General features: G+C 45.4%; 13 protein-coding genes. 7 read left to right on the top strand and 6 right to left on the bottom strand.

The window, feature by feature from the left end; genetic code table 11:
* Positions 1-181 precede the first annotated feature (181 nt).
* Together C8D73_RS03325 and C8D73_RS03330 are read right to left on the bottom strand one after the other, a co-directional pair.
* On the bottom strand, positions 182-673 hold the full coding sequence (locus C8D73_RS03325; protein ID WP_113077272.1) for a polysaccharide deacetylase family protein: 492 nt from the start codon (positions 671-673) through the stop codon (positions 182-184).
* Positions 652-1,524, bottom strand: coding sequence for a hypothetical protein (locus C8D73_RS03330; protein ID WP_113077273.1), 873 nt, complete (start codon positions 1,522-1,524; stop codon positions 652-654). Before C8D73_RS03330 ends, C8D73_RS03325 begins: the two co-directional genes overlap by 22 nt.
* Before the next feature lie 235 nt (positions 1,525-1,759).
* Here C8D73_RS03330 and C8D73_RS03335 point away from each other — a divergent pair, with 235 nt between their 5' ends.
* The 3 genes from C8D73_RS03335 (at position 1,760) to C8D73_RS03345 (ending at position 4,421) form a co-directional block, all read left to right on the top strand.
* Positions 1,760-2,779 (top strand): ABC transporter substrate-binding protein, encoded by a 1,020-nt coding sequence (locus C8D73_RS03335; protein WP_113077274.1) that lies wholly within the window; start codon positions 1,760-1,762, stop codon positions 2,777-2,779.
* Positions 2,780-2,842: 63 nt separating this feature from the next.
* Positions 2,843-3,631 (top strand): ABC transporter ATP-binding protein, encoded by a 789-nt coding sequence (locus tag C8D73_RS03340; RefSeq protein WP_113077275.1) that lies wholly within the window; start codon positions 2,843-2,845, stop codon positions 3,629-3,631.
* Complete coding sequence (locus C8D73_RS03345; RefSeq protein ID WP_113077276.1) at positions 3,624-4,421, top strand: ABC transporter permease; 798 nt, start codon at positions 3,624-3,626, stop codon at positions 4,419-4,421. Before C8D73_RS03340 ends, C8D73_RS03345 begins: the two co-directional genes overlap by 8 nt.
* 46 nt (positions 4,422-4,467) lie before the next feature.
* On the opposite strand, the gene C8D73_RS03350 is transcribed toward C8D73_RS03345, so the two are convergent.
* The 4 genes from C8D73_RS03350 to C8D73_RS03365 form a co-directional block, all read right to left on the bottom strand.
* Complete coding sequence (locus C8D73_RS03350) at positions 4,468-5,646, bottom strand: aminotransferase-like domain-containing protein (RefSeq protein WP_021717348.1); 1,179 nt, start codon at positions 5,644-5,646, stop codon at positions 4,468-4,470.
* A 216-nt stretch (positions 5,647-5,862) separates the two neighbouring features.
* Positions 5,863-7,098: a Glu/Leu/Phe/Val family dehydrogenase gene (locus C8D73_RS03355; protein ID WP_113077277.1), complete on the bottom strand. Its 1,236-nt coding sequence runs from the start codon at positions 7,096-7,098 to the stop codon at positions 5,863-5,865.
* Positions 7,099-7,332: 234 nt separating this feature from the next.
* A complete protein-coding gene (locus C8D73_RS03360) occupies positions 7,333-8,535 on the bottom strand; it encodes an HD domain-containing protein (RefSeq protein ID WP_113077278.1) in 1,203 nt (400 codons plus the stop codon).
* An 18-nt stretch (positions 8,536-8,553) separates the two neighbouring features.
* Complete coding sequence (locus tag C8D73_RS03365; RefSeq protein ID WP_170123160.1) at positions 8,554-9,786, bottom strand: exo-beta-N-acetylmuramidase NamZ family protein; 1,233 nt, start codon at positions 9,784-9,786, stop codon at positions 8,554-8,556.
* Positions 9,787-9,998: 212 nt separating this feature from the next.
* On the opposite strand from C8D73_RS03365, the gene C8D73_RS03370 reads away from it, so the two are divergent.
* The 4 genes from C8D73_RS03370 (at position 9,999) to C8D73_RS03385 (ending at position 13,771) form a co-directional block, all read left to right on the top strand.
* The gene (locus tag C8D73_RS03370; RefSeq protein WP_021717344.1) at positions 9,999-11,003 is read left to right on the top strand and encodes an ABC transporter ATP-binding protein; all 1,005 of its coding nucleotides are present in this window, start codon (positions 9,999-10,001) and stop codon (positions 11,001-11,003) included.
* Complete coding sequence (locus C8D73_RS03375) at positions 11,003-11,860, top strand: ABC transporter permease (RefSeq protein ID WP_044491593.1); 858 nt, start codon at positions 11,003-11,005, stop codon at positions 11,858-11,860. The genes C8D73_RS03370 and C8D73_RS03375 overlap by 1 nt, the downstream gene beginning before the upstream one ends.
* Positions 11,841-12,638: an ABC transporter permease gene (locus tag C8D73_RS03380; protein ID WP_113077280.1), complete on the top strand. Its 798-nt coding sequence runs from the start codon at positions 11,841-11,843 to the stop codon at positions 12,636-12,638. The genes C8D73_RS03375 and C8D73_RS03380 overlap by 20 nt, the downstream gene beginning before the upstream one ends.
* Positions 12,639-12,700: 62 nt before the next feature.
* Entirely contained in the window at positions 12,701-13,771 is a 1,071-nt protein-coding gene (locus C8D73_RS03385; RefSeq protein WP_113077281.1) for a polyamine ABC transporter substrate-binding protein, read from the top strand.
* Positions 13,772-13,782 lie beyond the last annotated feature (11 nt).

Consider the following 13,782-nt stretch of genomic DNA (forward strand, 5'->3'; position numbering starts at 1 on the left):
CAAAAAAACGGCTGCGCCCTGTAAAAGGGCGCACGGCTCCGCTATTTTCAAGAATACTCTTATTATAGTTTATCGTAATTATAAACGCAACCGCTATTTTAACCGATTAAAGCCTTTTTTCTTAATTTTTCGTATTTTTTCTCTGTTTTTCACTATTTGCTGACTGACCAGTCAGTTCTCTTTAAAATAATTCCGGTTTCAGTAAAAACTTTTTCAGATCGCTTGCAGCCACCGTTGCTTCCAACCACTCGCCGGTTTCACTTCGCTGACAAAACACAAAATTAGTCCCGTTATAATACCAGCTTTCAGGAATACCTTTACTGAAATCCACCATATCTTTCTTTGTCAGCAACCTTAAAACAGGAAGTAAATCGGCATCACGTAAATTCAAAACATCACCAAGTGCCAATTGTGCTCCAGTTTGTACATCAATATTTAATGGTATCTTAGCAAAAATTTCTTTTTCACCTTCATCCAGTACACCAAAAAACACTATACTGATAAACTTTTCACTGACGAAGGTCAATGTATAATCAAGTTCGCAGCCTCCAGTTGCCAGATTCTGCAAATAAGGACCAGCAATAATCGCAAAATCTCCATTGAGCTTATTTTGCACCTCAGGCGCCGCAATCGCAGTAAAAACAGGATAAGTTACGCTGCTGCTGTCATGCACCGCCTGCCTCGGTAAAATCCGCCAGTTTTTTCATTATAGCTGCGATGGAATTTGTCGTCTTTATTTTTGCCGCCGCTGTAAAAAGTTTTACTTTTTAATTTCCAGCCACTGCTGTCATCATATGACCACACCCCGGCCAGCTTGCCAAGCAGGTCTTCCCTGTTTAACCCACTGATGTTCTGCAGCGACAACAGTTCCAAAATCCCGTCCTGCTCCATATCTACAGCAACCAGCGAATGTATTTTCCCGACATACGGGCGTCGATACCCCTTTAATAAGGTACCGTCAACGTCATAAAGCCCACGCTGTTCATAAAACTCTTTCTCTTTGGGAAGCAGTTCATAATTAGTGCTGCCGTCTGCAAAAGCAATTTTACTGCGAAAATCCGGCATAAATTCCGCAGTTGCCGCTACACCTGCATTATCGCTGCCAGTAAAAATCTCCTTCACCGACTTAGGATCAGCAAAGTCAATGATACGATATTCTATACTGCCATCGTCGCCTCCCTGTCCAACAGACAAAATCAGCTGTTCGCCTCTGCCAGTAAACCTTGCTTTTTCTAAACTGCAGTCGTAACCGCCATTAATACTTGGTACATATGCCGTCAGCAATTCAGAGTCACTGCCTTTTAAAAGCAATAAAAAATCATTCCTGTAACTGCTGCCGCGAGTCATCTGACCGCCATACAGTTCCACAGTTTCCAGACTGCCGTTACCGTCAACATCCAGCTGCAACAGCGCCAGCGGTTCCTGCTCAGCCTGCTGTGCTGAAGCACTGTTCATACTGACCAGCAATCCAGCTGCAAACATGGCTGCCGACATCATTTTTTTCAAATTTATGATATTTCCCATGCGGGCCTCCGTTCTAAAAAATACTTTCATCTTTATACATTATACCAATTCCTTTACCTTACTGAAAGTTTTTTCTATTTTTGTCTATAGATATTTAAATATTTATTTAAAAATTCTTCTTTTTTTCTGCAAAAAATACTGCAAAAAACTTGGAGATATTGTAAAATTATGAAAGACATTATTTTGTCTGCACTACATTTTTGTACTTAACGTACAATATAAGGAAGGGAAATAAATGAAAAAAATCTTGATTTTGTTTACAGCAGTTTGTTTTATGTTCTTGATGGCAGGCTGCGGCGGTGAGGACAAAAAAGCCGCTGACCCCAAAGCAAAAACAGCAGTATCTCTGGGTATGCTTCGCCTTACCAGTTCTGCACCGCTTTTTATCGCTTTAGATAAAGGCTACTTTGCCGAAGAAAACCTTGAAATAGATCAACAGTGGTTTGACGCAGCTCATCCTATTGCTGTGGCTACAGCTTCCTCTAAAGTAGACGTCGGCGCTACCGGTATCACTGCCAGTCTCTTCAATATGGCTGCCAGCGGTCAACAACTTGCTATCGTTGCCGATAAAGGCCGTGAACAAAAAGGCTTTTCTTCCTCAGCACTTTTAGTCACCTCCGATAACTACAACAATGGAATTACCAAGCTCGAAGATATCAAAGGCAAACGCATCGGCATTACTCAAAAAGGTTCTACCTTCCATTATATGCTTGGGCGGATGCTGGAAACCAAAGGATTGACTCTTGAAGATGTGGAGATCGTACCTCTTGGCAAATTGAGTGCTGTTATGGCCGCTCTTGAAAGCAAACAAATCGACGGAGCCATACTCAACGAACCCAATATCACCAAAGTGCAGACTGCAGGCTATGGTAAACTTGTCACCCAAGTCGGTGACGTTATCCCCTATCAAACCTCTGCCCTTTTCTTTTCTCCCAAATTCCTGAAAAATGAAGATGCAGCAGTACGTTTCTTAAGAGCATACAAAAAAGCCTGCAATTACTACTATGACGCAGCTATTGACAATAAAGACCCCAAAAAGCTGGACAAAGTCGTAGGCATTATCGCCAAATATGTTAAAGCTCCTGAAGCTGACATCAAGCTCGGCCTGCCTTATATCGATCGTGACGGCAAACTGCTGGACAGCGATATCCAGACTCAGATAGACTGGTATACTTCTCATGGCATGATCGAGGGCAAGCTTGATCCACAAGCCGTCACCAATACCAGCCTGCTCAGCAAGGCTATGCAAAAATAATTTCTCAACAAAGTTTTCCTTATTTTTATACTTTATCAAACAACACCGGAGGCAGTAGTTTAAATGAAATTAGTTATCGACAATGTCAGCAAAAATTTCATCGATCCTCAAGGCAAACAGCTGTCTGTACTTGAAAACGTCAGCCTGACTGTACACAGCGAGGAATTTGTAGCTTTGGTAGGGCCTTCCGGCTGCGGTAAATCGACTCTGCTCAATCTTACAGCAGGGTTGCTGTCACCAAGCTATGGGAGTATTTATTTCACAGATCTGACGGAAGGCCACACTCCTGCTATGGGCATCGTCTTCCAGGAAACAGGCCTGTTTCCCTGGCGCAGCGTTTATGAAAATATTGCCTTTGGACTTGAAGCCACAGGCGTACCAAAGACAGCACAGAAAGAACGGATCCATCACTATATCAATTTAGTTGGACTCGGCGGTTTTGAAAAAGCCTTTCCGCACCAGTTATCCGGCGGTATGCGGCAAAGAGTCGGTATCGCCAGGGCGCTTGTCATAAATCCTGACCTCCTTTTAATGGATGAACCATTTTCTGCTTTGGACGCACAAACTCGCACGATCATGCAGGAAGAACTTGTTACTCTTTGGGAAAAGACCAGACTCAGCACCTTATATGTTACTCACAATATTCAGGAAGCGGTAATGCTGGCTGACAGAGTCGTGCTTTTATCAAGACGCCCCGGTAAAGTCAGCAAAATCCTGACCATTGCAATTCCGCGAGCTGACAGGGAAAAAACTGAAAATACCGCTCAGATAGCCGAATTTATCCGCATCATCTGGGAACATATAAGCAGTGATGCCCGTGCGGCTCTGATGGAGGTGGAAGCTAATGGCTGAATATAAAATCCACAACCGTATGACTCACTGGCAGAAAACTTATCCGGCCTGGATATCTTTCGCTGCGATAGCCTTCTTACTGGCAGTATGGGAAATAATCTGCAGTACAGGTCTGATTTCCTCATTGTTTCTACCGGCACCAAGCGCAATCCTTACTGCACTCGGCAAGCTTATTACAAGCGGCGAAATCAGCCGCAGTCTGACAGCCAGTCTTTACCGCATTCTGCTGGGCTTTGCTTTAGGCAGCATCATCGGTTTGCTGGTAGGGCTCGTCACCGGCACCTCTGCGCTGATGGACCGAATAGGAACACCGATCGTCAATGCCCTTTATCCGATCCCAAAAATCGCTTTACTGCCGCTTTTTATTCTCTGGCTTGGAATCGGTGAATTATCTAAAGTCACTATCATTGCTTTGGGCGTTTTCTTTCCCGTTGCGATGAATACCTATTCAGGTGTCAAAAACGTCGACACATTGCTGATCAAGGTAGCCGTCAGCTTTAATGCCAGCTGGTGGCTGACGATGAAAAGCGTAGTTCTGCCGAGCGCATTGCCGGTAATCTTTGCCGGGCTGCGTCTGGCAGCGGGCACTTCACTGCTGCTACTTGTAGCTGCCGAAATGATCGCGGCACAAGAAGGTATCGGCGCTTTGATCCTGCATTATGGAGATCTGATGATCACCGACCGTTTAATGGCCGGCGTTATCGTTCTTTCACTCCTGGGACTCATTTTCAATTTAGGTCTGCAATGGCTGGAACATAAAATAGTACCCTGGAAGACCCAAAGCAAATAAACATAAACCCCGCTGCGATTAATCGCAGCGGGGTTTATTTATCCAATTACATACATTCTCTGATAGCTTTCGCCATCCGTTTTACACCTTCGATGATTTTCTCTTCCGGCATATTGGAAAAATTGATACGCATATTACGGTCAGTTTTACCATTAGGGTAGAAGGCATCACCGGTAACGCCGGCAACCTTCATCTCGATACATTTGTGGAAAACCTTATCAGCACTGCAGCCCTGCGGGAAAGTCAGCCACAGGAACAACCCGCCTTCAGGATGTGTCCATTCCGTACCTGCCGGAAATTCTTCCGCCATAGTTTTTAAAATCAGATCGCGGCGTTTTTTATAAAGGGCTTTGATCTCTTCAACATGCTTATCCAAATCATAATTTTCCATATAAGCGTCAGCTATCCCCTGGTCAAAATTAGAGGTATGCAGATCAGCGCTTTGTTTGATTTTTACATATTCACTGACAACGTCCTTAGAGGCAGCGACCCAGCCTAAACGCAGTCCCGGACAGAAAATCTTGGAAAAAGTGCCGAGGAACATAACCAGACCTTTGGTATCCATAGATTTTAAGGACGGTAATATCTCCCCTTCATAACGCAGCTCGCCATAAGGGTTGTCTTCCAGCACAGGCAGATTATGTTTGTTGATCACTTCCATAAACTTTTTGCGGCGTTCCAAACTCCAGGTACGACCGGTCGGATTTTGGAAATCGGGGATAACATAAATAAATTTACAACGGTCGGTAGTGCTTAAGATTTTGTCCAATTCTTCCGGAATCAGACCAACATTATCAGTTGGCACTTCTACAAAAGTAGGCTCATAGGCATTAAAGGCATTAAGTGCACCCAAATAAGAAGGACTTTCACATAAAACAACATCACCGGGATCAAGGAACAATTTACCTGCAAAATCGAGACACTGCTGTGAACCGGTAGTGATCAAAATCTCATCCGGATCAACCTCAGTATGATATTTATCTTTCATTCTGGCAGCAATTTTAGCCCTCAGAGTCGGACGCCCTTCGGTCGTGGCATACTGCAGCAGCTGCTGACCTTCTTTTTCCACCAGGTCATGTGATACTTTAGCTATTTCTTTCACCGGAAACAGTTCCGGTGCCGGTAAACCGCCGGCAAACGAAATAATATCCGGCTGTGCCGTCAATTTTAACAGTTCACGGATTTCAGACGATTGCATACGTTCCATACGTTTAGCAAATTTCATAAGTTCTTCCCCTCCAACATTATTAGTTTGTACAATAATAGTAGCTACTTTGTACGTTTATAATTAAAAATTCTATCACTCTTACTAGAGCAAGTCAACGTATAAAATCAAAACGCAACAACTTTCTCGATTATTTGTTTACATTTGTCTTTTTAAAGCGCACCTTTTGCATCAGAGAATAAAAAAGAGCGGCTTTTAGCCGCCCTTTTATTATTCTTAGTACATACCACGATATTTCATAGCTTCTGCCAAATGACCCAAAGCTACAATATAAGCCGCTGTACGCATATTAACTTTATGCTCCTTGGCAGTATCGTAAACTTTCTTGAAAGCATCTATCATCAGACTTTCCTGTTTTTCGATAACTTCTTCTTCAGTCCAGAAATAACGATACAGGTTTTGCACCCATTCGAAATAACTTACAGTTACACCGCCGCCATTAGCGAGGATATCAGGTACAACGAGAATACCTTTTTTGTCAAGAATCTTATCTGCATCAGGAGTTGTCGGTCCGTTAGCACCTTCAACGATTACCTTGGCCTGTACCTTGGCTGCGTTGGCTTTAGTCAGCTGCAGTTCCATTGCACACGGAGCAAGGATCGTAACATCCATAGCCAGCAGTTCTTCATTGCTGATGGGTTTTGAACCTTTATAACCAACAACGCTGCCTGTTTTCTGCAGATGTTTTTCAACATCATAAGGATTCATACCTTTGGGATTATGGATGGCACCGTTGATATCACTTAAAGCAACGATCTTTACACCCATATCATGGATCAGTTTAGCAGTCCAGCTGCCAACATTACCAAATCCCTGCACAGCGCAGGTAGCCTGCTTCGGCTTAATACCCAAAGCTTTGATAGCCTCGCCGGCAGCTACCATAACGCCGCGTCCGGTAGCTGCGTTTCTGCCTAAAGAACCACCCAGACAGATCGGTTTGCCGGTAACGAAACCCGGTTCAAACTGGCCTTTAATCTTGCTGAATTCATCCATCATCCAGCCCATGATTTTAGCATTGGTATTCATATCAGGTGCCGGGATATCCATTTTCTCGCCGATGATCGGAGCGATCCTGTCAATAAAGCCGCGAGTCAAGCCTTCCAGTTCTCTTTCAGAAAGTTTAGAAGGATCAACAACTATGCCGCCTTTGCCGCCGCCGTAAGGTAAACCTGCAACTGCGCATTTGCAGGTCATCCAGAAAGCCAGAGTCTTTACTTCGTCCATGTTGACTCCGGGATGATAACGAACGCCGCCTTTAGCCGGCCCCATAATGGTGCTGTGCTGACTGCGATAACCGGTAAATACTTTTGTAGTTCCATCGTCCATACGAACAGGAATGGAAACCTCCAGAGTACGTTCAGGAGTTGCGATAATGTCCGCAGCACTCGGGTCAAGTTTCATGACCTCAATTGCTTTGTTCAGAGGAATTTTTGCCATTTCAAACAGATTCATAATGATGCCTCCTTTAAATATTTTTTAATTTAAGCATAATTTTATTACATTTCTAGTTATCCCTACATTCCAAAATACATAGTTGAATTTTGTATAATGTATCCCCTCAGCTTTATTATAACTCTAAGCACAAGCGGCAGTCTAGCTATTTTTATACGCACAAAGAAAATTTTTTGAAAATTTTAGCAATTTATACACTTTCTGCAAATTTATGCATTTTTAATATTTTCCACATCACAAACGAGGAAATTCCTCGTAAAGCTTCCCAAAATCCAAACCGCAAACGACCTTATTTTTGTATTGTTCCCGTAAATCTTCCATGCCATTGCGCAAATGCTTCGAACTGATACCATATTCTATTGAAAGATAGGCTTCCACAAAAGCTGCCAGATGGTCGCAGCATTTTAACACAGTACCATCAACGGCCCTATATCCCTTACCGTTCTCATTATATTTTAGCCCAATCTCTTCCGGCCTGCAGGTAATCTTCTCACCGTCAACAACAGCCCGGTTACTGAATTCATCTTCAGTAAAGTACAGGATATCCTCATGCCAGCTATGCGGTAGCAGCGGCAGCAATTTTTCTGCAACCTGACGTTTTTCAATATCCTTGATCAGATCGTCCAGCCCCTGGATCGAGCGTTTGATCGGCGAAATAATGTCTCGGGTCAGCACCTCAGGCAGGTCGTGGAATAATCCACACAGAAAATCATTGACGATACGCTCATCTGAAGCCTGCATTTTTACAGCACAGAAATATGCCAGAGCAGCTACGATCAGCACATGGCCCATTACTGAAGTTTCCGGCACACGCGGAGACTGCGCCCAGCGTTTCTGAAAACGCAGCTGACCTACCAGATCAACAAACTTGCTGGTCTTACCTTTCAGCGACAATTTCTGCACTCCTGCAAGATCATAGTGATCCTCGATCTCACTTTCTATAGCCGCTTTCGTTTCCTCAACACCGTAAATGCCCTGATTGAAATGATAAATAATACCAAATTCCCACTGAGTGGCCAGATAATGTGCAGCACGCAGAAGTTTCTTTTCCAGATAATTTTCCTGTGGTTCATCAAAATGTCTCTGCATTTTAGCCATAAAAACAGTATCCAGATCAGGTATCCGCTGCCGCAGTTCCTCATAAACCCAACTATTGAGTTTTTTACCATGCACACGCATCAATTCATGGAACACCGGCGGCTTGATATCAGTCAGCACGATCCGATGCAGAAATTCAAAAATACCGCCTTCGATCAGTACTCGCCAGTTCAGTTTTGCCTGATGATCCTGCTCCTCATACTTTGCAAGCACATACAAAATCATCATTTTATGCGCTTGCTTATCCAGCTCCGTGAAGCCGTTAGGACGGATGTGATCGTTCCAGCGCTGAATGTGCGCCGCTTCATATAAAAATTCTACAAAAACCTTATTCAGCATTTACTTCCAATCCTTTCATTATTTATAAAGCAGATACGGCCGCACCTGCTCAGCAAACTCCTGTGCTTCCCTGTCCCAACGCGGCAGCAGGCGCTCTAATGGCACCCCCACGCGCAAAGCCGTTTCGCCCAGGGCAATATCTATTTTATAGCCTTTACCGCCATAGCGGGCCGGGTAAACAACCTTGTCAGGATACAGTTCTTCAATGCAGCGCAGGATATTCGCCCCGGTAAGCGCGGCACGATATATCTCCGCATCAGTAATATAAATTTCCACACCCTGGCACAGCTCTTTTGCAAACGCTCCGTAAGCTGGAATAAAAGCCGCCGGTCTGAAATACACGCCTGGCAGCTGCAAACTGTTCAATTTATCCGCAACCGCATCTTTTTCAGCAAAGGGAGCACCTACATAATAAAATGGTTTTGTTGTTCCGATACCAACCGAAAGGTTAGTATCCCCCAAAATACCCGTAGTCACGTAATATAAAGCCGTAGCAGCTGTAGGTATCTGCGGCGAAGTGCCTACCCACGGCAGCCCCGTATCCTGCCAGTACATTTTCCGCTGCCAGCCCTTCATCGGAATCACCGTCAAATCAAGGCCAAGCTTCTGCGTATCGTTGATATATCTGGCATATTCCCCGATAGTCAGTCCATGACGCAGAGGCACCGGATAAAGGCCGATAAAGCTTGCCTGTTCTTGACGCAGCAGCGGCCCCTCCATCAATCCCCCAATCGGGTTGGGACGGTCGAAAACAACAAACTTTTTACCGGCTTTAGCACATTCTTCCATAGCATAGGCCATTGTTGAAACATAAGTATAATGCCGGGCACCCACATCCTGAATATCAACAGTCATCACATCGATCGAATCCAGCATTGCCGGCGTTGGCCGTCTTGCCGCTCCATACAGACTGTATACCTTCACACCTTTGTATTCAGCGCCGTCCACATCGTCTCCGGCAGCCACGGCGCCGAACAAACCATGCTCCGGCACAAAAATCCCTGTCAGATCAGTATGCGCCAGTAAAATATCCTCACTGCTGCGCAGCTTACTGTCAACACCGGTCTGATTTGTAATCAGACCCACACGCTTCCCTGCAAACAGCTGCTCATACTCGCCGATGCGTTCGATCCCTAACGTTACCGTCGGGCTATGCACCGATTTTTTATCCTGATCACGCCTGCCGGCATCAGCGCAGCCGGTTATTAAAACAACTACCAACAAAATCAATGCCAGTATCAATCGTTTCATTAATAAAAAGCCTCCAAATTTTGGAATTTTTCCGCAAAAAATCATCAAAAACTGTCATTATTGCGTATGAGTATCAATATTCTCTGTTTTTTAGCAAAATACCTCTAAATTTTACAAAAAATTATTGAATTTTTGGGTCAAATCTGTATATAATAAGTTGTTATCTGCATAAGGATAAAATCTGCATTACGAAAGGTTGTGACAAGCAAAAAATGAAAGAAATGGTCCGTTTACAGGGAATCACAAAAAAATTTGGTAATAACGTCATTATCCCCTCTCTCGATCTGACAATTTACGATGGAGAATTTATTACGTTGCTCGGTCCTTCCGGCTGCGGCAAAACCACTTTGCTGCGCATGATCGCCGGCCTGGAAACTCCTACCGAGGGCAGTATCTATCTGGACGACGAAAACGTCACTGCCTTGCCGCCCTATAAACGTGATGTGAATATGGTATTTCAACATTACGCGTTATTCCCTCACATGACTGTTGAGGAAAACATAAAATTCGGCCTGATGATGAAAAAAGTTCCTGCCGATGAACAAAAGGAACGTGTTGCTCAGGTCCTTTATCTTACCCAGCTCGAAGAGTTCCGCAACCGCCGTCCCCAGCAAATGTCCGGCGGACAGCAGCAGCGTGTCGCAATTGCCCGCGCTTTGGTCAACAATCCCAAGGTCCTCTTACTGGACGAGCCTTTGGGCGCGCTGGATTACCAGCTGCGCAAAAATCTGCAGCTGGAACTAAAAAACCTTCAGCGCGGTCTGGGTCTGACCTTCATCTATGTAACGCACGATCAGGAAGAGGCATTGACGATGTCTGACCGCATCGTCGTAATGAATAAAGGCGTTATCGAACAGGACGACAATCCTGATAATATTTATCATTATCCTTCCACAAAATTTGTTGCCAAATTCATCGGCGAAAGTAATTTCTTCGATACTGAAACTGAAACTTTGGCCCTGCGGCCGGAAAAGCTGAACCTCTGCGAAGAAGCTGAAAGCGAAGACAAAGCCGCAGCGCATCCCGAGCCTGCTTTTTACGGCACCGTCGTCGATGTTGTCTTCTACGGCACTATCGACAAAGTCTTTGTCCGTCTTGACAACTCGAACCAGACCGTAGTCGCATATCAGTACTTTGACGACGTCAAACGCTGGACGCCCGACGAACGCGTCGGCATCTGGTGGTACGAAAGAGACGAGGTGAAAGTACAGCGATGATGAAAAACGGTAAACTGCTGGTAGCGCCGGCCCTGCTCTGGCTCAGCATCTTTTTCGTTATACCGCTGCTGATCGTCGTTGCAGTGTCCTTTGCCGGACGCACACCGTATGGACAGGTCATCTTTTCTTTTACCATTGATAACTACCTGCGGTTTTTGGAACCCTTATACCTTAAAATTTTTGCAGATACCCTGGTCGTAGCTATCGTAACTACGCTTGCCACGATCCTGATGGGTTACCCGCTGGCCTATACCATAGCCCAGCTGCCTAAAAAATGGCAGCAGCCAGGTCTGATACTGGTCATGATCCCTTTCTGGATCAATTTTCTGATCCGTTCCTATGCCTGGGTCATTATCCTGCGTTCACAGGGCGTAGTCAATACGCTGCTGTTGAATCTGGGCCTTATCGACCAGCCGCTGCAGATGCTTTACAATGATATGGCCGTTATGCTTGGTATGGTCTATGCACTGCTGCCCTTTATGGTGCTGCCGATCTATGTATCTATCGAACAGCTGGATACCCGGCTTTTAGAAGCAGCATCCGATCTGGGTGCCAAACCGCTGACAGCCTTTCGTAAAGTTACTCTGCCCCTGACCATGCCCGGTATTGCTGCCGGTACAATTCTGGTCTTCATTTCTTCGCTGGGGATGTTCGTTGTTCCCGACGTTATGGGCGGTGCTAAATCGGCGCTCATCGGCAATCTCATCCAAAACCAGTTCCTGTCAGCCCGTGACTGGCCCTTTGGCTCAGCGCTCTCCATAGTGCTGGCCGTACTGAGTCTGGTGCTGATCATCCTGTACTACAAAGCTCTGCAGGCACAGGAAGGAGGTGACGGCGATGCAAAAGACGTGGCGTAGCCATCTGATGGTAGCCTATTCTTTAGCTATTCTGGCTTTCCTTTATCTGCCGCTGCTGATCCTGGCCATGTATTCTTTCAACGAATCAAGGATCAACGCCGTCTGGACAGGCTTCACCTTCAACTGGTATGAAGCTCTTTTCCAAAACCGCCGCGTTTTAGAGGCACTCACCAACAGCCTTTTTATTGCTGTGATCTCTACAATAGCCTCGACTACGCTGGGCACGATAGCCGCTATCGCGCTCAATCGTTACCAATACAAGTACAAACCGGTCATCAACGGCCTCTTATACCTGCCGATCCTGATCCCGGAAATCGTTATGGGTCTTTCCCTGCTGGTACTATTTGCCCAGGCACAGGTACCGCTTGGTAAAACTACCCTTATCCTTGCACACATCACCTTCTGTGTTTCCTTCGTTGTCATCACTGTCAACGCCAGACTGGAAGGTATGCGGCATGAACTGGAACAGGCAGCAATGGACCTGTATGCGACTCCGTGGAAGACCTTCCGCTACGTCACATTACCGCTGGCACTGCCAGGTATCGTGGCCGGCGCTCTGATCGCCTTTACGCTATCTATCGACGACTTTATTATCAGCTTCTTTGTGGCAGGTCCCAATTCTACTACGCTGCCGCTTTACATCTACGCTATGGTCAAACGCGGCATCTCACCCGAGATCAACGCCCTGTCCACACTGCTGATGTTCGCAACGATCACGCTGGTCGTGATCGCTCAGATCCTGCAGCCGCAGCACACATCTGATAAAAACTCCGATTGATATCACAACTAACTGTGATACAATATAAACAACAAATAAAATTATGAAAGGGTGATCCGACAATGAAAAAACTTTTTGTTTTCCTCATCGCTGTTTTAACGTTGGCTCTCATGGGCTGCGGCGGTGACGCTCCCAAAAAGGACGCAGCAGCTCCCGCCGGCGGCGACAAGCAAGTGCTGAACCTGTTCAGCTGGGCCGACAATTTCGATCCGGAGGTCATTGCCGAATTTGAAAAGCAAAACAACTGTAAAGTAAATTACGACGTTTTTGCCAATAATGAAGAACTGCTGGCCAAGATCCAGGCCGGCGGCGCGCAATACGACCTCATCCAGCCCTCCGATTACATGGTAGCAACTATGCTGAAACTGAACCTTCTGGAAGAGCTGGATCTTGATAAAATACCCAATGCCAAAAATATCGTCAGCAGCTTGAAGGCTCCTGTTTACGATCCCACCGGCAAGCATTCCCTTGTTTACACCTGGGGCATTACCGGCATCGTCTACAACAAAAATTTTATCAAAGAAACTCCCACCTCATGGGAAGACCTGTGGAACCCGGATTATAAAGGCCGCGTGATTCTGCTTAACGACAACCGCGAAGTTATCGGTATGGCACTGAAGAAAAACGGCTATTCCAACAATTCCACTGACCAGGCTCAGGTAGAAAAAGCTTTTAATGACCTGAAAACGCTGGCTCCAAACGTACTGGCTTTCGACACCGATACTATCAAGCAGAAATTTATCGCAGAAGAAGCCTGGATCGGTACTATGTGGTCAGGTGATGCTTCCTACACCTACAAAGACAATAAAAACATCGGCTTTGTGATCCCCAAGGAAGGCGCTACCATCTGGGCAGACACCTTTGCTATTCCCAAAGGCGCTAAAAACAAAGCTTTAGCTGAAAAATTCATCAACTTCATTTACGAACCCAAGATCAGCGCTAAAAACTACGAATATATCGGTTATAACGACCCTAACGAAAAAGCAATGGAATTCCACAGTGAAGAATTCCGCAACGATCCCATGCTCAAGGTCGGTATGGATAACATCGACAAAGGCGAATGGCTCATCGATATCGGCGAAGCCCTGCCTATGTATGATCGTTATTGGACTGAACTCAAAACCGCTAAATAAACACGTAGCGA

The sequence above is a fragment of the Phascolarctobacterium faecium DSM 14760 genome, assembly GCF_003269275.1.
In the GTDB taxonomy this organism is placed as follows: Bacteria; Bacillota; Negativicutes; order Acidaminococcales; family Acidaminococcaceae; genus Phascolarctobacterium; species Phascolarctobacterium faecium.

Excerpts from the sequence above, each read along its gene's own strand:
- C8D73_RS03330 (WP_113077273.1), bottom strand. The coding sequence starts at position 1,524 with ATGGGAAATATCATAAATTTGAAAAAAATGATGTCGGCAGCCATGTTT.
- C8D73_RS03335 (WP_113077274.1), top strand. The coding sequence starts at position 1,760 with ATGAAAAAAATCTTGATTTTGTTTACAGCAGTTTGTTTTATGTTCTTG.
- C8D73_RS03340 (WP_113077275.1), top strand. The coding sequence starts at position 2,843 with ATGAAATTAGTTATCGACAATGTCAGCAAAAATTTCATCGATCCTCAA.
- C8D73_RS03345 (WP_113077276.1), top strand. The coding sequence starts at position 3,624 with ATGGCTGAATATAAAATCCACAACCGTATGACTCACTGGCAGAAAACT.
- C8D73_RS03350 (WP_021717348.1), bottom strand. The coding sequence starts at position 5,646 with ATGAAATTTGCTAAACGTATGGAACGTATGCAATCGTCTGAAATCCGT.
- C8D73_RS03355 (WP_113077277.1), bottom strand. The coding sequence starts at position 7,098 with ATGAATCTGTTTGAAATGGCAAAAATTCCTCTGAACAAAGCAATTGAG.
- C8D73_RS03360 (WP_113077278.1), bottom strand. The coding sequence starts at position 8,535 with ATGCTGAATAAGGTTTTTGTAGAATTTTTATATGAAGCGGCGCACATT.
- C8D73_RS03365 (WP_170123160.1), bottom strand. The coding sequence starts at position 9,786 with ATGAAACGATTGATACTGGCATTGATTTTGTTGGTAGTTGTTTTAATA.
- C8D73_RS03370 (WP_021717344.1), top strand. The coding sequence starts at position 9,999 with ATGAAAGAAATGGTCCGTTTACAGGGAATCACAAAAAAATTTGGTAAT.
- C8D73_RS03375 (WP_044491593.1), top strand. The coding sequence starts at position 11,003 with ATGAAAAACGGTAAACTGCTGGTAGCGCCGGCCCTGCTCTGGCTCAGC.
- C8D73_RS03380 (WP_113077280.1), top strand. The coding sequence starts at position 11,841 with ATGCAAAAGACGTGGCGTAGCCATCTGATGGTAGCCTATTCTTTAGCT.
- C8D73_RS03385 (WP_113077281.1), top strand. The coding sequence starts at position 12,701 with ATGAAAAAACTTTTTGTTTTCCTCATCGCTGTTTTAACGTTGGCTCTC.